This window comes from Thalassospira sp. MIT121401, from assembly GCF_047125595.1.
GTDB classification, from domain to species: domain Bacteria; phylum Pseudomonadota; class Alphaproteobacteria; order Rhodospirillales; family Thalassospiraceae; genus Thalassospira; species Thalassospira povalilytica.
On the sequence record NZ_CP138926.1, the window covers coordinates 1,457,089 to 1,478,968 of the forward strand.

At 55.1% G+C, this 21,880-nt stretch carries 16 protein-coding genes; 7 read left to right on the plus strand and 9 right to left on the minus strand.

Annotated elements, in window-relative coordinates; genetic code table 11:
• The first annotated feature begins 45 nt into the window (after positions 1-45).
• Entirely contained in the window at positions 46-2,400 is a 2,355-nt protein-coding gene (locus SIB88_RS06580) for an ATP-dependent helicase (protein ID WP_228196495.1), read from the plus strand.
• A 77-nt stretch (positions 2,401-2,477) separates the two neighbouring features.
• Positions 2,478-3,359 carry a 50S ribosomal protein L11 methyltransferase gene (locus tag SIB88_RS06585; RefSeq protein ID WP_068519495.1) on the plus strand — a complete coding sequence of 294 codons (882 nt, stop codon included), beginning with the start codon at positions 2,478-2,480 and terminating at the stop codon, positions 3,357-3,359.
• On the opposite strand, the gene SIB88_RS06590 is transcribed toward SIB88_RS06585, so the two are convergent.
• Positions 3,356-4,111, minus strand: a complete 756-nt coding sequence (locus SIB88_RS06590; RefSeq protein WP_068519496.1) for a sulfite exporter TauE/SafE family protein — start codon at positions 4,109-4,111, stop codon at positions 3,356-3,358. The two genes, SIB88_RS06585 and SIB88_RS06590, sit on opposite strands and share 4 nt — an antisense overlap.
• A 268-nt stretch (positions 4,112-4,379) precedes the next feature.
• On the opposite strand from SIB88_RS06590, the gene SIB88_RS06595 reads away from it, so the two are divergent.
• Together SIB88_RS06595 and SIB88_RS06600 are read left to right on the plus strand one after the other, a co-directional pair.
• Complete coding sequence (locus tag SIB88_RS06595) at positions 4,380-5,465, plus strand: HD domain-containing phosphohydrolase (protein ID WP_170310109.1); 1,086 nt, start codon at positions 4,380-4,382, stop codon at positions 5,463-5,465.
• 19 nt (positions 5,466-5,484) lie between these two features.
• Positions 5,485-9,108, plus strand: a complete 3,624-nt coding sequence (locus SIB88_RS06600; RefSeq protein WP_412557675.1) for a PAS domain S-box protein — start codon at positions 5,485-5,487, stop codon at positions 9,106-9,108.
• A 54-nt stretch (positions 9,109-9,162) separates the two neighbouring features.
• Here the strand turns inward: SIB88_RS06600 and SIB88_RS06605 are convergent, their stop codons facing one another.
• Both SIB88_RS06605 and SIB88_RS06610 read right to left on the minus strand, forming a co-directional pair.
• Entirely contained in the window at positions 9,163-9,900 is a 738-nt protein-coding gene (locus SIB88_RS06605) for an SDR family oxidoreductase (protein ID WP_412557676.1), read from the minus strand.
• 193 nt (positions 9,901-10,093) lie between these two features.
• The gene (locus tag SIB88_RS06610) at positions 10,094-10,285 is read right to left on the minus strand and encodes a hypothetical protein (protein WP_068519500.1); all 192 of its coding nucleotides are present in this window, start codon (positions 10,283-10,285) and stop codon (positions 10,094-10,096) included.
• A gap of 256 nt (positions 10,286-10,541) precedes the next feature.
• Between SIB88_RS06610 and SIB88_RS06615 the strand changes: the two genes are divergently transcribed.
• Together SIB88_RS06615 and mgrA are read left to right on the plus strand one after the other, a co-directional pair.
• Positions 10,542-12,566, plus strand: coding sequence for an aminopeptidase P family protein (locus tag SIB88_RS06615; RefSeq protein WP_412557677.1), 2,025 nt, complete (start codon positions 10,542-10,544; stop codon positions 12,564-12,566).
• Positions 12,567-12,731: 165 nt separating this feature from the next.
• On the plus strand, positions 12,732-13,784 hold the full coding sequence (mgrA, locus tag SIB88_RS06620; protein WP_412557678.1) for an L-glyceraldehyde 3-phosphate reductase: 1,053 nt from the start codon (positions 12,732-12,734) through the stop codon (positions 13,782-13,784).
• Positions 13,785-13,855: 71 nt separating this feature from the next.
• Here mgrA and SIB88_RS06625 read toward each other — a convergent pair whose 3' ends face one another.
• Entirely contained in the window at positions 13,856-14,761 is a 906-nt protein-coding gene (locus SIB88_RS06625; protein WP_068519503.1) for a LysR family transcriptional regulator, read from the minus strand.
• 138 nt (positions 14,762-14,899) lie between these two features.
• Between SIB88_RS06625 and SIB88_RS06630 the strand changes: the two genes are divergently transcribed.
• Positions 14,900-15,925, plus strand: a complete 1,026-nt coding sequence (locus tag SIB88_RS06630; protein ID WP_412557679.1) for a DMT family transporter — start codon at positions 14,900-14,902, stop codon at positions 15,923-15,925.
• A 29-nt stretch (positions 15,926-15,954) separates the two neighbouring features.
• Here SIB88_RS06630 and SIB88_RS06635 read toward each other — a convergent pair whose 3' ends face one another.
• The 5 genes from SIB88_RS06635 to SIB88_RS06655 all read right to left on the minus strand — a co-directional run bounded on the left by SIB88_RS06635 (position 15,955) and on the right by SIB88_RS06655 (position 21,830).
• Complete coding sequence (locus SIB88_RS06635; RefSeq protein WP_228196362.1) at positions 15,955-16,425, minus strand: thermonuclease family protein; 471 nt, start codon at positions 16,423-16,425, stop codon at positions 15,955-15,957.
• A 78-nt stretch (positions 16,426-16,503) separates the two neighbouring features.
• Positions 16,504-16,896 (minus strand): hypothetical protein, encoded by a 393-nt coding sequence (locus SIB88_RS06640; protein WP_068519506.1) that lies wholly within the window; start codon positions 16,894-16,896, stop codon positions 16,504-16,506.
• Positions 16,897-16,927: 31 nt separating this feature from the next.
• On the minus strand, positions 16,928-19,027 hold the full coding sequence (gene ligA, locus SIB88_RS06645) for an NAD-dependent DNA ligase LigA (RefSeq protein ID WP_287466202.1): 2,100 nt from the start codon (positions 19,025-19,027) through the stop codon (positions 16,928-16,930).
• Between the two features lie 49 nt (positions 19,028-19,076).
• The gene (gene recN, locus SIB88_RS06650; protein ID WP_114113702.1) at positions 19,077-20,747 is read right to left on the minus strand and encodes a DNA repair protein RecN; all 1,671 of its coding nucleotides are present in this window, start codon (positions 20,745-20,747) and stop codon (positions 19,077-19,079) included.
• A gap of 258 nt (positions 20,748-21,005) precedes the next feature.
• Positions 21,006-21,830, minus strand: coding sequence for an outer membrane protein assembly factor BamD (locus SIB88_RS06655; RefSeq protein ID WP_082817856.1), 825 nt, complete (start codon positions 21,828-21,830; stop codon positions 21,006-21,008).
• Positions 21,831-21,880 lie beyond the last annotated feature (50 nt).

The window sequence follows — 21,880 nt, forward strand, 5'->3', positions numbered from 1 at the left end:
GCAAGGCTGGTCCTTGGAACACAGCGTGATATATATGCCGCCATGATGGATGATCCCTTCGAAATTGATGAATTCGCCGCCAGCCCGGAAATGCGTCTTGGTGATGCACCGGCCCCGGCATATCTCGATAATCTGAATGCCGAGCAGCGCGATGCTGTGGAAACGCTTGACGGGCCGTTGCTGGTTCTTGCAGGGGCGGGCACGGGTAAAACCCGGGTCTTGACCACGCGGCTGGCGCATTTGCTTGAAACCAAGGCCCAGACCGAACGTCTGCATCCGCAGCAAATCCTTGCCGTGACCTTTACCAACCGTGCGGCAAAGGAAATGCAGGAACGCGTGGCACAGGCATTGGGCCGTCCGGTCGAAGGTTGGTGGCTGGGAACCTTCCACTCGCTCTCGGCTCGTTTGTTGCGCCGTCATGCCGAACTGATCGGGCTGCAATCAAACTTCACGATCCTTGATAGCGACGATCAGGTCCGTCTGCTCAAGCAGATCATGGATGCCGAACAGATCGACCCGAAAAAATGGCCGGCCAAGCAGCTGATGGGCATCATTCAGCGCTGGAAGGACAAGGGCCTGACGCCCGAACGGGTCAATGAAAGTGTCGAATTCGCCAATGGCGGGGCCAAACATCTTTACAAGATTTATCAGGAACGGCTGAAAGTTCTGAATGCGTGCGATTTCGGTGATTTGTTGCTGCATTGCCTGACGCTTTTCCAGCAGCATCCGGAAGTTCTGAAACAGTATCAGAACACCTTCCGCTATATTCTGGTTGATGAATATCAGGATACCAACGTTGCGCAGTATTTGTGGCTGCGCGCTATGGCGATGGTTCATCGCAATATTTGCTGTGTCGGCGATGATGATCAGGCGATCTATAGCTGGCGCGGGGCCGAGGTCGGCAACATCCTGCGTTTTGAGTCCGACTTCCCCGGTGCCAAGGTTGTGCGCCTTGAACAGAATTATCGGTCCACCCCGCATATTCTGGCCGCCGCATCGAAACTGATCACCTTTAACGATGGACGTTTGGGCAAGCAGCTTTGGACGGAAATCGACACCGGCGAAAAGGTCTTTGTCAAAGGTGTCTGGGATGGCGAGGCAGAGGCGCGTCTGGTTGGCGAAGACATCGAAGCCCTGCAATCAAAGGGCATTGGTGCATCCCAGATGGCCATTCTGGTCCGTGCCGGTTTCCAGACCCGTGAATTTGAAGAACGTCTGATCACGCTGGGCATCCCGTACCGGGTTGTCGGCGGTCCACGTTTTTATGAACGTCAGGAAATCCGTGATGCGCTGGCCTATATCCGACTGGTTGCGCAGCCTGATGACAGTCTTGCGTTCGAACGTATTGTCAATGTGCCCAAGCGCGGGGTTGGCAAGGCCACGCTTCAGACCCTGCATCAATATTCCCGTGATCAGGCGATTTCATTGCCTGCGGCGGCGCGTGATCTGATCGATACCGAAGAACTCAAACCCAAGATGCGTCAAAGCATTGGCGGGCTTTTGGGGGATTTCAAACGCTGGCGCGAAATGCTGGCAGGCAGTTCCCATGTCGAGGTGATCGAAACCGTCCTTGATGAAAGCGGCTATACCGATATGTGGCGGTCCTCCAAGGAAATCGATGCGCCGGGACGGTTGGAAAACCTCAAAGAACTTGTTTCCGCAATTGGCGAGTTCGAAAATCTGACCAGCTTCCTTGAACATGTTTCGCTGGTGATGGAAAACGAACAGAATGACGCGCAGGAAAAGGTCACCATCATGACCCTGCATGCGGCCAAGGGGCTGGAATTCGATTATGTCTTCCTGCCCGGTTGGGAAGAGGGCGTCTTCCCCCATCAGCGCGCCATGGATGAAAGCGGCGTCAAGGGGCTTGAGGAAGAACGTCGTCTTGCCTATGTCGGGATCACGCGCGCCCGCAAACGTGCAACCATTTTATATGCCGCGAACCGCCGCATCTATAATCAGTGGCAATCGGCGCTGCCGTCGCGCTTTGTCGACGAACTGCCAGATGAGCATATTGAACGGATCAGTGATACCGGTCTTGGCGGGCATGGGGGGAATCATTCACCCGGTGCCTGGGGGGCTGATGACTGGATGAAAATGCCAAGCTGGGCCAACGAGGGTTCAAGCAACCGCAATCCGGTTTCCGGCGCATCCGAGCGCAAATTTGCATCCAGCGGCTGGCAGGATCGCGTGCGTAAAAACGTGATTGATGTAAAGCCGGACGGCGAAACCAGCTATGCGACCAGCTCGAAATCATCGAAATACAAGGTTGGCGATACAGTGCGACACCGAAAGTTCGGACCGGGAACGGTGCGTGCGGTGGATGGCAACAAACTTGAAATCCATTTCGAGGGTGTCGGCACAAAGAAAGTGGTCGACAGCTTTATTCTGCCGGGGTAAGCCCCGGTTCAAATATTCACGGAATACCGAACTAACCGGGCGGCGATCGCAAGCGGCCCTGACAAGCGAGAAGCGATATGACCCAACCCGTTCTTTGCTATAACTTCCAGTTCGAAGTTGATGGCGCCTATGCCGAGGCCTTTGCCGAAGGGCTATACGAATATTGTGATGCATTGTCGCATTTCGAACGTCCCGGTGATCCGAGCGCGCCTTGGAGAATCGAAGGTTTCTCGGGCGAGATGTTTGACAAGCCGGCAATTGAAACGGCAGTGTCGATCATGGCATCGGCGGTCGGGGTCGATGCGCCGGTTGTGACATTTGGTACATATGAGCCCAAAGACTGGGTCAGTGAAAACCTGCGCAGCTTCAAGCCGATTTCGGTCGGGCGTTTCTTTGTCCATGGTTCGCATTGGGACGAAGACCTGCCGGTGGCAAAAATCGGACTTCAGGTGGATGCCGGTCTGGCATTCGGTTCCGGTGAACATCAAACCACCAAGGGATGCCTTGCGGCAATCGACTGGGTGGCAAAACGCGGTCCGCGCCATAATGCCCTTGATATGGGCTGCGGGTCGGGCATCCTTGGCATGGCATGCGCCAAAACCTGGCGCAGCACAGTGATGATGGCCGATATTGATGCCGCATCGGTGCGCGTTGCACAGGAAAATGCGCGGGTTAACAAGATCGCCGATCTTGTCACCGCCATCCATTCAAACGGTTTCCAGGATACCCGTATCCGTGACGGCGGGTATTACGACATTGTTTGTGCCAATATTCTGGCCCGTCCGTTGCGTGCCATGGCCCATGATCTGGTCGGGACATTGTCACAGGACGGCGTTGTGATCCTTTCGGGGCTGCTGTCCGAGCAGGAACAGTTTGTTCTTTCAGCCTATCGCGAAGTCGGCCTGTCGCTGATCAAACGGTTCAAGGTTGAAAACTGGACCACGCTTCTGGTCGGCTAAGCCATCAGGCTTCCGGCAAATCGATACAGCCCCAGAATGCCCAATGTGACGATCAGCACACCTACGGCGATCATCAAGGGTTTTCTGGGGATGATTTTGACCAGTACAGCCGCCAATGGTGCGGCCGGGACCCCGCCCAGAACAAGAGCCAATGCCGCCATCCCGAAGCTTTCAAGCCCGAACGATCCGGCAAAGGTCACTGTAATCGCCACAGTAACGAAAAACTCCGCAGCCGCAGATGTACCAAGCATGCGGTGGGGTTCGCTGCCGCGATAAACCAGGGTGCTGGAAACAATCGGTCCCCAACCACCACCCCCGACAGCATCCAGAAATCCGCCAATCAGGCCAAGCGGCGTCAGACCGCGCATTGCCGCAGGTGGCTGAACCTTGCGGATGGCTTTGGCAATTACCAGCACACCCAATGCCGACAGATAAAGTGCAACCGCCGGGGCAAGGTATTTGCCAATCCCCGAGGACAGCAAGGCCGCCCCGACGCAACCGCCGACCGCACCGGCAATGGCCAGAACCCGGACCATCCGCCAGTCCACATTTCGGGCAAAATGATGCGCGGTCCCTGAAACAGCGGTGGTTGCGATTTCAGCAGCATGCACAGTTGCACTGGCATGGGCCGGCGGCAATCCGATTGTAATCAGCAACGATGTCGATGTAAGGCCATAGGCCATGCCAAGTGCGCCATCAATCAGCTGGGCGACAAAGCCGATCAGAACGATCCACCAGAAATAGTCATCCATAGGACCACAGGCTCCTGCTGCGGGGATACTTTCCGGAAGTGTAGCAACTTGCCCGAAGCGCGATATGGCATTTTAGTTTCGGCCCGGCATTCCCGGTATGCATTAATGCCACGCGACATTTTTATGAATTTGGCGATGTGCCGGGATCGACCACCTCATATTCCTACATTCGAATAACTATATATAAGTGGTAATCAGTTTACTACTTATGTATAGTCCACATCGCGCGTGACAGCGATGATATATTAAATCAGTAAGGGAGATGTCCTTGGCTGAATTTGAACATCGAATACTTGTGGTTGATGATGAACCGGTAATCCGCAAATTGCTGACCCGCGTTCTGGAGCGAGCCAACTTTGAGGTTGTGCAAGCCGTTGATGGTCTTGACGGGATCGAGCATCTGCAAAAGGACGCTGGTTTACGGCTGGTCATTTCCGATTTGCGCATGCCCAACTGTGGCGGCCTTGATTTTGTGCGTCGCGCCATTGGCGAATTTCGCCGTGATTTTGAATTCATCCTCCTGACCGGGGATGGTGACAAGTCAGACGCGATCGATGCATTGCGTCTTGGCGTGCGTGAATTCCTTGATAAACCGGTGGATCGTGCGGACCTTGAAGCCGCCGTTCAGAAGGCGCAGGAACGTTTGCTTGAACGGGATCGCGAACATGAACGCGTCCGGAAACTTGAACTTGAAAATGTCAGCAAGGCCAAGACGCTTGATGACATCACGCGCAAGCTGGGCGGTGCCGAACAGGAAATGATCGACCGGCTCAGCCTGATTTCCCAATACAGGGATATTGAAACCGCCGAACATTGCGTGCGGGTCGGGCTTTATTCCCAGTTGCTTGCCGATATGGCCGGGCTTGATACCCAAACCCAGCGCTCCATTCGTTTGGCGGGTATTCTTCATGATATCGGCAAGGTCGGTGTGCCCGATAGTGTCCTTCTGAAAGAGGGGCCGCTGACGGATGCCGAATTCGAAGTCATGCAGCGCCATACCGAAATCGGTTTTTCGATGCTGAATGCGTCGGACAATCCGGTGCTTGATCAGGCGGCACAGATTGCGCGTTACCACCATGAAAAGTGGGAAGGCACGGGATATTGCAACGGGCTTTCAGGCGCAGACATTCCGATGGTTGCGCGTATCGTTTCCATTGCCGATGTCTATGATGCCCTGCGCAGTTCACGGCGGTACAAGCCACCATTCAGCCACAGGGAAGCCGTCGACATCATCACCAAGGGCGACGGACGCACGACGCCAGACATGTTTGACCCGAAACTGATGTCGCTGTTTCTTGAACATAATCAGCGCTTTGAGTCCATATTTGACAGCATGCCAGACCAGATGGTGTAAAGCCGGAGACGTTTAGACGATGAGCCAGAACGTAGACGTGATTTTGCACCGTACGCGAAATCGTATTGCCGATTTCATGTTGCTGGTCATGGTGATTGGCGGATTTCCGGCGCTGATTGCGTCGTTGCTGCGTGAAACAAAACAGCCATTCTGGGTGATCGAAAGCATCCAGCTTTTGGTGTTTGTTGCCGTGGTCGCAAGCCTCGTGCTGCGTCGTCGGCTTGAAACACGGACGAAATCGCATGTGATTGTCGGCGCAATGACAGTGTTGTCGTTGCTTTATATCATCATGTTTTCGCCAGCCAGTGGCATGGCGCTGATGATCGTATCAACAGTGACGGTGGCCATATTCCATCCACTGGTTACGACATTCCGGTATGCGCTTTTCTGTTTTCTGACCATAACGGGCATCGGCATCATCCGTGTTTATGATCTTGACGGATTTCTGATTGATGATGCGGGCATGGTCGCACACACGTTGCCGGTGTGGATTGCGACATTGTTTGGCTATGCTTGGATGAGTTCGGCCGTGGTTGTCGGGGTCATCTGGATGCGCCAGGCGCTGTTGCAGATGAGTGTTGATCAGCTGTTGTCCAAACGGGAACTGGTTTCCGGCAAGAAGTTTCTGGAAGAAATCCGTGTCAGCGCGGGGGAAGTTGCCAACTACTTTTCGTCGCTGGAACGTGTTGAAGACGTATCATTTCGCCCATCCTTGCAGCGGTTTGCCGAATTGCTCAATTGCGAACGGGCCAGCTTGTGGTTGCAGAATGACGATGGTGATGTGGCATGCTTTGGCCTTTACGATGCCAATAACCCTGATGCATCGCATGAAGGACTGGTTCTGCGCCGCAAGGATCTGCCACGGTATTTTGCCGCCCTTGAAACCGGGCAGGCGATTGATGCCGAAAATGCCAAAGAAGACCCGCGGACATCGGAATTTACCGAAAACTACCTGATTCCTTTGAATATCGGGGCGATGCTGGATGTGTCGCTGATGTCGGTTGCCGGGCGCATGGGCGTTGTCTGTTTCGAGACCGTCGGAAGGACCCGCGTCTGGCGATCAGACGAGGTTGTCTTTGCCCATATGGCAGGCGGACTTCTTGCCGCGGCGGCCGGGATCAAGTCGATCATGGAAGCCGACGAGGCACTTAATTTCTCGCGCAGGCGGTTCGAGGCGGTTGCCAATTACACCTATGACTGGGAAAGCTGGGTGTCGTCAGACGGGCGTCTGGTGTGGGTCAACCCGGCTGTGGAACGTATTCTGGGCTATTCGGTCTCGGAATGCATGACACTTGAAAACTATCCGTTGCCGTTTGTCGCACCCGAAGATCAGGCGCGTGTACGCCATTATCTGGATGAAGGCCTGTCCGGGCTTTCGGGCAGTGATCGGGAATTCACCGCCATTCATAAAAATGGCAACCGGGTCAGTATCGGAATGTCCTGGCAACAGATTGCCGATAGTGACGGAACCAATCTGGGGGTTCGCATTTCATGTCGGGATGTCACCGAACGGGTGCGGTATCGCCGTGATCTTGAATATGCCAAAACCGATCTTGAAGCCAACCAGCGCCGTTTGCGTGCGCACTTCAATAACGCGAAGATCGGCGTGTTTTACTGGACCCCGGATCGTACGATCATTGAAGTCAACGACACCGCCTGTCAGTTGTTCGGGTTCAGCGCCGAGGAGTTTGTTGGCAAAAAGCTTGAACTGATTGTGCCGCCATCGGAACGCGCCCGGTTGGGAACGCTGATCAATGAAATCATGGAAACCCGGACCAGTGTGAATAACCGGTTCGAAAATGTGACGCGCAGCGGCAAGCGTCTGGTGTGTGAATGGTATGAAAGCCCGATCTTTGACACCAACGGGCAACTTGATTGTATTGCAAGCTTTGCGCTCGATGTGACAGACCGGCAGCGCTATCAGGAAACGCTTGAATCCATTTATCGCGGTGTACGCTATCAGGTCGGTGAAGACTTTTTTGACAACCTGACCAAGGTGATGTGCGAAGCATTGGGCATGCATTATTGCCATGTCGGGTCGATCGAAAATGGTCGCGTAAAGCCGGTTGCCCATTACAGCCATGACAAATCGCGCGGCGGGCTTGATTTCGAAGTCAAGGGATCGGCCGCCGAAAGGGTTATTGATAACGGCATCTTTGTCTGCCCGGACAATTTCAAGGAAGTGACAAGCGGCGTGCGCCGGGTGACCGACCTTAATATCCGCGGATATGTCGGGGCGGCACTGAAGGACAGCGAAGGCAACCCGATCGGGATATTGGCAACGGTTTCAGAACAGCCGATTGCCGATCCGGAACTGGCGCGGTCGATTGTTGAAGTGTTCGCTGCGCGTGCGTCAGCAGAATTGCAGCGCCTTCAGGCCGAACGCAAACGTGAAAAACTTGAACAGCAATTGCGTCATTCGCAGCGCATGGAAACGATTGGTGTTCTCGCAGGCGGGATTGCGCATGACTTCAACAATATTCTGCAACCGATCAGCGGTTATGCCGAACTGCTATATACGGATTTGCCCGAAGATTCGCCGCTGCGCGAAGATGTCATGGAAATTCGTCAGGGGGCAGATCGGGCGCGCGATCTTGTCAAACAAATCCTGTCATTTTCGCGCAATTCCGAAACCGAACGGTCGCCGATTGATGTCGCATCCATGATCAAGGGAACGGTCAGGTTCGCGCGCGGATCCATTCCATCTACCGTATCGCTGGTCAGTAACCTGGCACCCGACACCATGTCGATCCTTGGCAATGCCACGCAGCTTGACCAGTGTCTGATGAACCTGATCACCAATGCCTATCACGCGGTTGGTGAAGAGGGCGAAATAAAGATCGAAGCCGCACCGTTTGAGCTGACCGACGACAGTGCCGAAATGCATCCGCTTTTGACACCGGGGCCCTATATCCGCATTTCGGTGATTGATAACGGCACGGGCATGGATGCCGATACCGCCAAGAAAATCTTTGATCCGTTCTTTACGACCAAGGAACCGGGCAAGGGCACGGGGCTTGGCCTGTCGACGGTGCATGGCATCATTGCCGGTCACAAGGGCGAAATCACGGTCTATAGCCGATTGGGGCAGGGGACGCGTTTTTCGATCCTGCTGCCGGAATATGACCGCGAGGAAGAAGGCGAGGAGCGTATTTCGCGTGGTCTTGTTTCAAATGCCAGTGGTCATCTGGCGGTTGTCGATGACGAGGAAAAGAACCTCAAGCTTTGTTCGCGGATGCTTGAACGCATTGGTTATACCGTTGAAACCTTTACTAATGGTGCCGATGCGATTGAAGCGATCAAAGCCCCGGGTGCAAAGTTTGACGGTCTTTTGACCGATCAGACCATGCCAAACATGACCGGGGTGAAGCTGGTGGAATTGCTCCGTCAGTCCGGACATGACATTCCGGTTGTCGTCATGACGGGATATGCCGCCGATGATATCGTGGCGGCCTATAAGGATCTTGGGGTTGAGACCATTCTGGCAAAGCCGGTTGATGTGGTTGAACTGCACGATGCACTGGCCACTGCCTGCAAGGGCGCGACAGAACATGCACCGTCATCCGAGAAACCCACACCCGATGCGTTGTCAACCGATGCGGTCGCACATGAAACAGCCTTGCCGGGGGAACCGCTGCCATGACGGGGGATATGCGATAAGGCGGGGCTGCGGGCGGCGGCGGGGCCTTGATAAGGGTTATCGCCCGCCGGAAACATCAAGGATCGCCCCGGTAACATAGGACGCGTCATCTGAAATCAGCCAATAGATACTTTGTGCGACTTCATCGGCATTCCCCGTACGGCCAAGCGGGCAGCCCGGCCCCAGTTCGGAAACCCGTTCCGGGCGTCCTGCGCTGGCATGGATGTCGGTATTGATAATCCCGGGTCGCACCGCATTGACGCGAATGCCTTTGGGGCCGAGTTCCTTGGAAAGTCCGATGGTCAGCGTATCGATCGCGCCCTTTGATCCGGCGTAATCGACATATTCGCCAGGTGATCCAAGCTTGGCTGCCATGGACGAAACATTGACGATCGATCCACCGTTCGTAAGCATCCGCGCCGCTTCACGGGCAACCAGATACGCACCAAGCACATTGGTATCGAACACATTTTTCATGCGGTCGACATCCATATCGGCAAGGGTGCTTTTGGGGGCGACAATGCCGGCATTATTGACGACACCATCGATTGCGCCAAAACGTTCATAGGCGGTCCGGAAGAAATCGATGACGCTGTCTTCGTCGCGTACATCGCATTTGCGGGCAAATGCATTGCCGGTAACGCCCGCACGTTCGCACAAGGCACAGGTTTCGTCAGCACTTTGCTGATTTCCGACAAAACTGAAAGCGACATTCCAGCCGCGACTTGCAAACAGCACTGCTGCCGCCCGACCGATCCCGCGCGAACCGCCGGTAATCAGAACCGTTTTTGCCATAACCACCCCGAAACAGTTTTGTTGTTTTGGCTACTATGGCGCGGATGGTGCGTGATGGTCAAAAAGAAACGGCCCTGCTGTGGAGAAGCAGGGCCGTCTCAGAGGGAAAAGACAAAACTGACCGCAAGGATCATGAACCGTGATCCTGCGCTTCGCCATTAGGCATCCGACCATTCCGGGCGGGACTGATCCTTCAATCCTTGCCTTTGGTGTCTGCCGATCCGGTTGGGGACCGGTCTGCTTCATCGTCTGCCAGATGGGCAGGGCCAATATCAAGACCGAGCGCGGCTTTGCGACCAATGGTCAGGCGCTCAAGGCCATCATAGGCCGTCTGACGTCGACGCGATTGTACGACACTTAGGGCAGTAATAGGAAAACGGATCACCGTTCATGGTCTCCTGCAAATTGACGTCCCGACGGGCCATCTTTTTGTCACGGAGATGTAATAAGTTAATCTTTGACTAATGTGCATTGCGAAGCTTGCAACGCATTCATTCCTGTGACGCATGTTACGGCTGTTGGGGGCCGAATTATGGGGTGATTATTTTATAAAATATGCACAAATATCATTGTGGCTTGCGCCGGATCGGCAGTAACCCTTACATAGATTAACTGCCCCACATATCAAAACGAGGACGTCTATGACCATTTCCGGCGATGCCCAACTCGCGACCCTTCTGGAACGCGACAATGTCAACAAGGATGTTAGCGCTGTCATCGCCCTGATTGATGGCGTGCTTGCGGCCGCCGACGGACATAGCCGGACCGACTGGATTGATCTTGTATGTGCCGATCCCAGCGAAGAACTGGTGCACGTTCTGTTGGCGCTGCGCGACGAACGCAAAGGTCTGTTCAAAATGGCAAAGGATGATTTCAATCCGGCCGAACGGATCGCAGCTCTTCGGAAATATCTTGCGGCAAAGGGTGTGGACGGCTTTATCGTTCCGCGTGCCGACGAACATCAGGGCGAAAATGTCCCGGCCCGGGCCGAACGTCTGGCCTGGTTGACCGGTTTTACCGGGTCGGCCGGGGCTGCTGTGGTTCTGGCGAACAAGGCAGCGGTGTTTGTTGATGGCCGTTACACCATTCAGGTGCGCCAGCAGGTCAATCGCGACCTGTTTGAATATCGTCATCTGGTTGACGAACCGGTGGTCGGCTGGCTGCATGACAATCTGAAATCCGGACAGAAACTGGCGTATGATCCGTGGCTTCATACCGTGCAGCAGGCAAATCATTTGCGCACAGCATGCGAAGGTGTCGGGGCGGAACTGGTTGCGATTGATACCAATCCGATTGATGCGCTTTGGCGTGACCAGCCGGCCATGCCGCTTGGCCCGGTGCGTCCGCATCCGTTGGAATATGCCGGAAAATCAAGTGCCGAAAAACGTCAGATGATTGCCGGGCAGCTGTCGCGCTTGTCATGTGACAGTGCCATTTTGTCCGCACCTGACAGCATTGCGTGGCTTTTGAATATTCGCGGGGCCGATGTGCCGCAAACGCCGCTTGCGCTTGGTTATGCGATTATCAACGGTGATGCATCGGTTGAATTGTTCATGGATGAACGCAAGCTGGCCGGTGAAACTGTCGCCTGGCTGCGTGATGAGGCAAGCCTGCGCGCGCCCGGTGAACTTGGCGATGCGTTGAAGGCCATGGGCAATCAGTCCGTCCGCCTTGACGAGGCAACAGCGGGTGACTGGTTGCGGATGCAATTGGCCGAGGCCGGGGCAACCGTCCGTGTCGGACGTGATCCGGTGGCGTTGCCCAAGGCCTGCAAAAATGACGTCGAACTCGAAGGATCGCGCAAGGCCCACAAGCGCGACGGCGAAAAGATCATTCGCTATTTCAAATGGCTTGATGAAACGGCAATCGATGGCGGGATTGATGAACGTACGGCAGCCGACAAATTACTGTCGCTGCGTAAGGAAGATCCGCTGTTTCGGGATTCAAGCTTTGAAACCATCCCGGGCAGTGGTCCGAACGGGGCGCTTTGCCATTATCGCAACACCCCCGAAAGCAACCGCAACCTGACCCCGGGCGAGATCTTTTTGATTGATTCGGGCGGTCAGTATCTGGACGGCACGACCGACATCACCCGGACCACGATTGTTGGTGAACCGACACAGGAACACCGTGACCGGTTTACCCGCGTGCTCAAGGGGCATATTGCGCTGGCGCGGGCGATTTTCCCGGTCGGAACAACCGGTCAGCAGCTTGATACGCTGGCGCGCATGCCCCTTTGGGAAGCCGGTCTTGATTTTGATCATGGCACCGGGCACGGGGTTGGAAGTTACCTTGGCGTTCATGAAGGACCGCAACGGATTTCAAAGGCCCCGAACAGCATCGCACTCAAACCGGGTATGGTTCTGTCAAACGAGCCGGGCTTTTACAAGGAAGGCGAATACGGCATCCGGATTGAAAACCTGATTGCGGTTTGCGAGATTGATGCACCGATCGGGGCGGACCGTCAGATGCTCGGTTTCGAGACCCTGACATTCTCGCCGATTGAACGCAAATTGATCGATCCGGAATTGATGACTGCTGACGAGTTGCAGTGGCTTAATGATTACCATGCCCAGGTCTATGCCATGTATGCCGATGAACTGGACGAAGATCATCGGGAATGGCTGCAAAGGGCAACGGCACCGATCAAGAAGAAAGTCATCTGATCTGGCCATCGGATGCCATGATGTGAAAAAGTTGAGCCGTCCCGTCCCGCGGGGCGGCTTTTTGTTGTTTCGGGCACTGACAAGCGCGCGGGAATGGCTTAAAGAGTATCTATTGGATCGATTCAATAGAAGGCGGAAAACCGCTTCTGATAATTGGAGGAAGACATGGCTGAAGTCGAAACACAGTGGATGGCAAACCCCAACCGCTATGACGACGAAACCTGGAACCGCTGTGGCAATAGTGGCCTTATGCTGCCGAAAATCACGCTTGGGCTTTGGCAGAATTTCGGCGGCGTGGATGTCTATGAGACCCAGCGTGCAATGATCCGCCGCGCCTTTGACCGCGGTGTGTTCCATTTTGATCTGGCCAACAACTATGGCCCGCCCCCGGGGTCTGCCGAAGAAAACTTTGGCAAGGTATTGAGCCAGGATCTTGGCAAACATCGCGACGAACTGATCATTTCGACCAAGGCGGGCTATCGCATGTGGCCGGGGCCGTTTGGTGAATGGGGATCACGCAAATATCTGATTTCCAGTCTGGATCAGAGCCTCAAGCGGATGGGCCTTGATTACGTCGATATTTTCTATTCCCATCGTGTTGACCCCAACACGCCGCTTGCCGAAACCATGGGTGCACTTGATCAGATCGTCCGGTCGGGCAAGGCGCTTTATGTCGGGATTTCTTCCTATTCCCCGGAAATGACCCGTCAGGCGCACGCGATCCTTAAGGATCTTGGTACGCCCTGCGTCATTCATCAGCCGTCCTATTCGATGATGAACCGCTGGGTCGAGAATGGCTTGCTTGATACGCTGTCCGAACTTGGCATGGGATGCATTGCCTTTTCGGCGCTGGCACAGGGGCTTTTGACCAACAAATACCTTAACGGTGTGCCCGAAGAATCGCGCGCCGCCCTGGAAGGTTCCTTCCAGAAAGGCATGTTGTCGGAAGAAAATCTTGATCGTGTCCGTGCACTTAATGAAATCGCCAAACGCCGCGGGCAGAGCCTTGCACAGATGGCGATTGCGTGGGTATTGCGGCGTCCGGAAATCACATCGGCCCTGATTGGTGCCCGTCATGTGCAGCAGCTAGATAACAGCCTTGATGCGCTGAACAATCTTGAATTCAGCGCAGAAGAGCTGGCTGAAATCGACAAATATGCAGCCGATGGCGGCCTGAACCTTTGGCAGAAGTCATCGGACAGCAAGGCACCTGTCTGATCCGGTTTTCAGATAAGCTTATGAACAAGGCCCCGACCGTTATTGCGTTCGGGGCCTTGTTGCATCCAAGGTCATTTTTCAGCCATTGGCATGGTTCCGGCCAGATCACGCAATGTATCGACCACGGCCTTGGCCCCGGCACTGAGCGGGCGATCATGAAGCCAGGACAGCATCACCTTGCGCGACAGTTCCGGGCTGACGATCCGGCGGGCCTTGAGCCGCCCGGTTGACAGTTCCATCACAAGCGAACTGCGCGGCAAAACCGTATGCCCGACATTGCGATGAACCAGATCGACCAGCACACGCAATGCGTCGGCTTCGACCACCGGGGTCAGGGGACGGCCGGCCCGAAAGGCAGCTTCCTGCATTTTGGCCCGCAAACCGTGTTTGTTGGTCGGCATGATCAACGGCAGCGACAGGACATCTTCATAGGCGATTTCGGTTTCCTGTTCGCCAACCTGTGACGGGTGGGAAATCAGAAACAGGTCTTCGCGCCAAAGCGGTTCGGCATGCAAACTGCGCGAAATCATGCCGTCATGTAAAATTCCGATATCAAGACGACCTGACAGCAAGCCTTCCTGAACATCACCGGTCAGGTCTTCGGCAACCGAAATATTCAGATCGGGATAATGGGCGCGAAGGCGTTCAATCAGTGCCCCGGTAATGACAATCCCGGCACTTGGCGGGACGCCGACATGGACATGCCCGGTGACCTGGCTGCTGCGTGCTGTCAGGTCCGCTTCAAGGCGGGCCAGATCGGCCAGAATGACGCGTGCACGTTCGGCAAGCATTTGCCCCGCTTCGGTCAGCTTTACACCGCGGCCGGTTCGTTCAAGCAGTTTGGTTTCAAGCGTTTCTTCAAGCAGGTTAAGCTGGCGGCTTAACGCCGGTTGGGAAAGGTTCAACCGTTCGGCTGCGCGTGACAGGCTTCCCAATTCGGCAATATGCACGAAACTTCGCAGCTGTTTGATATCCATGGATGACGGTTCCAAGCCGGATTTGTGGATGCGTTCCCCTAAGATATAGCCAAAGCTGATATCTGATAGCAATTAATTCGAATTGAATAATGGCACCTTGCGGGTAACACTGAGCCCGAGAGAGGATCGGAGACCACCATGACATCACAGCCCCACGCGGATGCAGATGCCCCGACGGCATCTGCGCAGTCATCACCTGTCAGCACACAGAAAAGCGCAAATGCGGAAAAGCCGGTAGGCTCCGCCCTGACGATTGTGTTGCTGGCGACCGTCGCGCTTGCGATGAAGGGGCTGCTTGCCAAATTTGTGTATGCCACCGGCATGACTGTTGATGGCTTGTTGCTGTTGCGGTTTCTGATTGCGATGCCGTTCTTTTGGCTTGGCGTTATGCTGTTTGGCAAACAGCGCCCCGGCGATCGCAAGATGCAACCGGTCGATCTGGCATGGGGGGCGCTGTATGGCGGATTGTTCTTTTTGGCATCGCTGTTTGATTTTACCGCCGTATCCCTGATCGATGTGACCGTCTCGCGGATCGTGCTGTTTACCTTTCCTGCGGTGGTGATGATCCTGGAAGCTTTGCACAAACGGCGTTTCCCGCCATTCCGTCAGGTGGTATGTTTTGTTGTGACCTATATCGGTCTGATGCTGGTATTGGCACCGGGCGGTTTTGACATGGTGTCAGGCGGTTTGTGGTATGGCGCGGCCTGGGCGTTCGGATCAGCATTGACCTATGCCTGTTATCTGTATTTCGGGCAGCGCATGATCAAAACCATCGGGTCGATGCATTTCGCGGCCCTGATCAACACAATGGCGGGGCTGTCGATGGTTCTTTACGAACTGGTGGTCCAGAAGCCTTTGAACCTTAATCCGGCTGGAATTGCATGGACGGCGGGCATTTCGATCTTTTGCACCGTGATCCCGTTTTTCCTTTTGTATGAGGGGATCCGGCGAATTGGTGCGACCCAGGCATCCCTGATTTCCCTGTCGGGGCCGGCAATGACATTTTTTGCTGCCTGGCTGTTCCTGGGCGAAATTCTTACGGTTCCGCAAATGATCGGTTTTGCGGTTGTGACCTTGGGGGTGGCATCGTTGAAAAACAGCTTCAGCCTTGCGGGGCTGGGGCGGTTACTGGCACGGCCGTTTGCGCCCAATATAAAACCGTAACCAGCCGGTGATCTTGCAGGTTTGCGGCCTTACCAGCGGCGGACTTCGATTTCATGTTCAGGAAGGCGTTCACCGCGTCGCCATTTCAACGGATCAATGAATTGCCCGGCCCATATGCCGGTTCTGCTTTGTCTAGCGCGGGCTTCGATCGCCCCATATTCGGGCATCTGATCGGGGCGCGCGACCGCCATGCCCCGGGCAATCAGACTTTGTCCGATATCCATGCCATTGGCATTGCGACAAATGGCCAGATTGCGGTGATAGCGGTTCTTGCCCTGAACCCGGCAGGTGATCGGGGTGGCCACCAGAAGATTGGTGGTGACTTGCCATGCCTCTGCACCGCAGGCCGTGCTTTGACCGTTCACCAGGCATTTCTGGAACCGGTTCATGGCATCCGCGCCCCACAGGTCCACACGCCGAAATCCGAATTCCAATGTGTCGGCATCAATGGCCCGCGCCGTTCCCGACAATGTTTCAAAATCAGGGTCGGCTTTGGCCATGGGCGGTGCGCCTGCAAGCAGCAGCACAGTACATAAAATCAGAAACCGGCGGGGATCAGGAACGGCCATCAAGGGACCTCAATACAGGTCGCTGTAACGGATTTCATCAAGCTGGGCGAAAACGACCTTCCATTTTTCGTCCTGTTTCAGCAGGGCAAAGGCATAATCACAGTCAAAGATCAGGTTGTTTTCCGAATTGCCAAACCGGAAGGACACGATTGCACGTGCCCCGCCGGGAAGTGCGGAATGCTGTTCGACCACCATCGATTTGGCCATGGCCAGATCCGCATTTTTCAACTCGTCAAAGAATGACTGATGATATTTGTGCAGATCCTCGGCCTTGGAAATCGCATGAACACCGGACAGGTCATTGATCAGACAGGGAAAGTGATAAAATTCGTCAAGCGCGCCTTCATCGAGCTTAAGATGTGCATCTACGTAGCGGCGAAAAAAACTTCCGAGATCTTCCATCTGCACCCATTCCTTCGGTCATGGACCGCCATTATTGCGTGGCAATCAGATCAAGCCATCCTTGCTCATCAAGAACAGTCACACCCAATTCTTCTGCTTTCTTTAATTTGGAACCTGCACCGGGTCCTGCAACAAGATAATCTGTTTTTGCCGAAACCGAACCCGCTACTTTAGCACCAAGACTTTCGGCTTTGACCTTTGCCTCGTTGCGCGAAAACAGTTCAAGTTTACCGGTAAACACAACGGTCTTGCCGCTAACGGGGCTGTCGGAAACGGTGGGCGCTTCGACATCGGTGATGGTCAGCAACAATTGCAGGTCATCGAGCACCGCCAGATTGTGTTCTTCGGCCATGAACTCGATCAGGTCCTTGGCAACGCCGGGGCCAATCTGATCGATATTGATCAGTTCGCGCAATGCGTCACTATCGGCCTGATTGGCGGCAATCATGGCGTTGCGCCATTCGCCCAGTGACCCGTAGTGTCGGGCAAGCAGTTTGGCGGTTGCCTGACCGATCTGACGAATGCCAAGCGCATAGATGAACCGGTCAAGCCCGATGGTCCTGCGTTCATTGATCCCGTCAAACAGTTTGGTTGCGGATTTATCACCCCAGCCTTCAAGCTTTCTGATCGCATCGCCATGGTCCGTTTCAAGCCGGAAAATATCGCCCGGTGATTTGACCCAGCCCAGTTCAAAGAATGTCTCGATATTTTTGGCCCCCATGCCGTCGATATCAAAGGCATTGCGCGATACGAAATGTTTAAGCCGTTCAACCGCCTGTGCGGGGCAAATCAGACCACCGGTGCAGCGGGTGACAGCTTCGCCTTCTTCGCGCATGGCATGGCTGTGACATTTCGGGCATTCATCGGGGAACTGATATTCCTCGGTTCCCTCGGGGCGTTCATCAAGGATGACTTCAACTACCTGCGGGATCACGTCACCGGCACGCTGAATGACCACCATGTCACCGACCCGCACACCCAGACGTTCGATCTCGTCACGGTTATGCAGAGTGGCGTTTGACACAACAACACCGCCGACCGTGACCGGTTCAAGACGGGCAACCGGGGTAAGCGCGCCGGTGCGGCCAACCTGGATATCGATGGCATTAAGGCGGGTGCGGGCTTGCTCGGCCGGGAATTTATGGGCAATGGCCCAGCGCGGCGAACGGCTGACAAAGCCAAGCCGCAGCTGAAGTTCAAAATCATTGACCTTATAGACGATGCCATCAATGTCGTAATCAAGGTCCGGACGCTGTTTTGCCAGCTCGTCGTAAAACGCCATGATATCATCGGCATCGTTCAGTCGGCGTGTCAGCGGGTTGATGACAAAGCCCCAGCCTGCGACCTTTTGCAAAAAGTCCCACTGTGTCTGTGCCAGACTTTCGGACAGTTCGCCAAAGCTGTATGCAAAGAAACGAAGCGGGCGTTTCGCACTGATGGAAGGATCAAGCTGGCGCAAGGAACCCGCAGCAGCGTTGCGCGGGTTGGCAAATGTTTTGCCGCCGGTTTCTGCCTGTGTCTCGTTCAGCTTTTGAAAGGCGGATCGCGCCATATAGACCTCGCCGCGGATTTCGACCACATCGGGCGCATCATCGGGCAGGGTTTTGGGGATGTCGTCAATATGGGCGACATTGGCGGTGACATCTTCGCCTTCGGCCCCGTCGCCGCGGGTTGCCGCTGTAACAAGCGTCCGGCCTTCATAGCGCAGCGAAAGCGAAAGCCCGTCAATCTTGGGTTCGCCCACGACTTCGACCGGACTGTGCGCCGTCAGGTTCAGGAAACGGCGGATACGGGCAAGAAAATCGACAATGTCATCGCGTGAAAACGCATTGCCAAGCGACAGCATCGGACGGGCGTGCTTGACCTTGGCAAAGCCTTCGGCCGGGGCCGCACCGACTTCCTGCGTCGGGCTGTTTTTCTTAAGCGTCGGATAATGGGATTCCAGTTCGATCAGGCGATTGAACAATGCGTCATATTCGGCATCGGGAACAAGCGGTTCGTCATTGACGTAATAGGCTTCGTTATAGGACCGAATGCGATCGGAAATTTCCGCATGCTGTTTGCGTGCCTCGGTGCTGGTGGCGGGCATTTCCGGAAGGCTTGTGTTGTTTGACGCATGTTCGGCGTTCATATTCTTTTTGTTCCGTATTCGAAGTGGGTTCGGCGTGAATTGCCGGATCTTAATTGGGTTGTTCAAGCAGGCTGTCAGCCGCTGCACGGGCCTCGGCGGTGACGGAATGCCCGGCCAGCATGCGGGCAATTTCTTCGCGGCGCGCACCATCAACCAGGGCGTCGACACGGGTCACCATGGTGCCGTCTGTTTCGCGCTTGGCAATATAGAAATGGGTGCGTCCGCGTGCGGCGACCTGCGGGCTGTGGGTAATCACCAGGATCTGGCGTTCCTTTGCCAACAGATGCAAACGCTGTCCGATGGCAGCAGCAGTAGCACCGCCAACACCGCTGTCAACTTCGTCAAAGACAAGGCTGGGGACGGCTGATACACGTGCCAGAACGACCTTGAGCGCAAGCAGGAACCGCGACAACTCGCCGCCTGAGGCGATCTTGTTCAGCGCGCCCGGCGGGCTTCCCGGGTTGGTGGCAACGGTGAATTGCACCCGGTCGATGCCATCAATGCCCCATTCATTTTCATCAACCAGTTCGATATCGGTAACGAAGCGGGCCTTTTCCATGCGAAGTGGCGGCAATTCGGCATTGATCGCGCCGTCAAGCTTTGCAGCCGCTTCCTTGCGTGCGGCATGCAGCTTTTGTCCGGCTTCGATATAGGCATTGCGATGTTCGCCAACCGCAGCAGTCAGACGCGACAGTTCCTTTTCCCCGAATTCAAGCTGATCAATCTGGGACCGGAAATCCTTCATCAGGGCATTCAGGCCATCGACGGGCACGTTGTATTTGCGCGCCGCAGCCCGAAGGGCAAAAAGCCGTTCCTCGACATTTTCCTGATGGCCGGTATCAACATTCAGATCGGCAAGGGTGGCAGAAATGGCGCGATTGGCTTCTTCAAGTTCGATGGCTGCACGGTCCAGCGCCTCGATGATCGGTTCAAACCGGCCATCGGCCTTTTCAAGTTCACGTTCAAGGCAACGCTGGGCGCTGCGTAGCGCGCTTTCGGCACCCTTGCCGCGCGAAAGCTCGGTGCCGGCATCATTGAGGGCGGCAACCAGCTTTTCACCATGCATCAGGAACTGGCGTTCCTCGGCAAGGCGTTCTTCTTCGCCTTCTTCGGGGCCCAGTTTTTCAAGTTCGTCGACCGCGTGGCGAAGCCATTCTTCTTCTTCGCGCGCCTTGTCGATGCGTGCGCGTGCAGCGTTGAGTTCTTTTTGCGTTTCCCGCCAGGCCCGCCAGTGGTCGCGCACCGTCATGGCAAGCGCCCCAAGATTGCCATGGGCATCAAGGGTGGCGCGGTGGGTTGTCGGGTCAAGCAGGCCGTGCTGATCAAATTGCCCCTGAATTTCGACGCAATAATTGCCAACATCGCGCAAAAGCCCGACCGAGACCGACTGGTCATTGACATAGGCTCGCGACCGTCCGTCCGCGGTTACCACGCGGCGTACCACCAGTTCTTCGCTTTCAAGATCGATATCCTGATCGGCAAGCAGCCGGAAAACCGGGTGTCCTTGTGGCAGGGTGAAGGTGGCGGTGACACTGCATTTGTCGCAGCCATGACGGACAAGTCCGCTATCGGCGCGTGCGCCCAAAGCAAGCCCCAGAGAATCCAGCAAGATGGATTTACCGGCCCCGGTTTCACCTGTCAGGACGCTAAGTCCGTCATGGAAATCCAGATCCAGCTTGTCGATAAGGACTACGTTCCGAATGCTGAGGCGTCGAAGCATTTCTGGGTACTGATGTTGTTAACGGGGCAGCAGACAGTTTGGTCAAACAGCTTTGCGACTTGCAGAGTGCCCAATACCGACCCGGCTTGCAAGTATTGCAACACCCGGCACGTGATCAAAAACCGGGATCTTGTGCGGTCGGAGCAGAAGCGATTTGCAACAGGACCTTATTATTATTTGTTCCTGTTGTGTTCTATGGTTGTTTTGCCCCGGATGTCAAGAAGACCTGATGGTGATCAGGTCTTTTGCACAAGTGGCCTAGAAAAGGTCGGTGATCGACTTGGTTGCGGAATCCCACCAGCTTTCTTCGGTGCGTTCGGCACCGGCATCCCCGACCAGAAGGCTGTAGGATTCGCTGTAATATTCGCTGCCCGGGAAGTTGTGGCCAAGGACGGCTGCGGTGCGCTTTGCCTCACCCTCAAGACCCAGTGCCAAATAGCATTCGGTCAGGCGTGCAAGTGCTTCGGGAACGTGGGTTGTGGTCTGATATTTGTCGATAACCGACTTGAACCGGTTGATCGCAGCCAGATATTCCTGACGGTCCTGATAATAGCGCCCGACGCTCATTTCCTTGCCGGCAAGGTGATCGACCGTAAGGTCCTTTTTCAGCTTGGCGTCGCGGGAATATTTGCTGTCGGGGAAACGGCGGATAACGTCATCAAGCGCCTCCATGGCGTGCTGGGTCATCTGCTGATCACGGCCGACATCGGAAATCTGTTCATAGTAGGACAATGCCTTGAGGTAATAGGCATATGGCACATCCGGGTTGGCCGGATGAAGCGAGATGAAGCGATCAAGTGCGTTGATGGCATCATCATATTTGTTGTCCTGATAGTAGGAATAGGCCGACATCAGGGTCGCCTTGGTCGCCCAGACCGAATAGGGGTGCTGGCGTTCGACTTCGTCAAATGCCTGGGCAGCCTTTTGATATTCCTTGGCGTCCAGAAGATCCTGTGCACCGTTATACAGTTCGGATACCGGACGTTCGACATATTCCGGTGCCTCATTGCTTGAGCAGGCAGCAAGCAGAATGGCCATGCCACATGTTGCAATGATGTGTTTGGCGCGAACGGTACTAAGCACTGTGACCTATCCTTGAATTTTGTGACGCACTCACGGGAAAATCCGCCGGA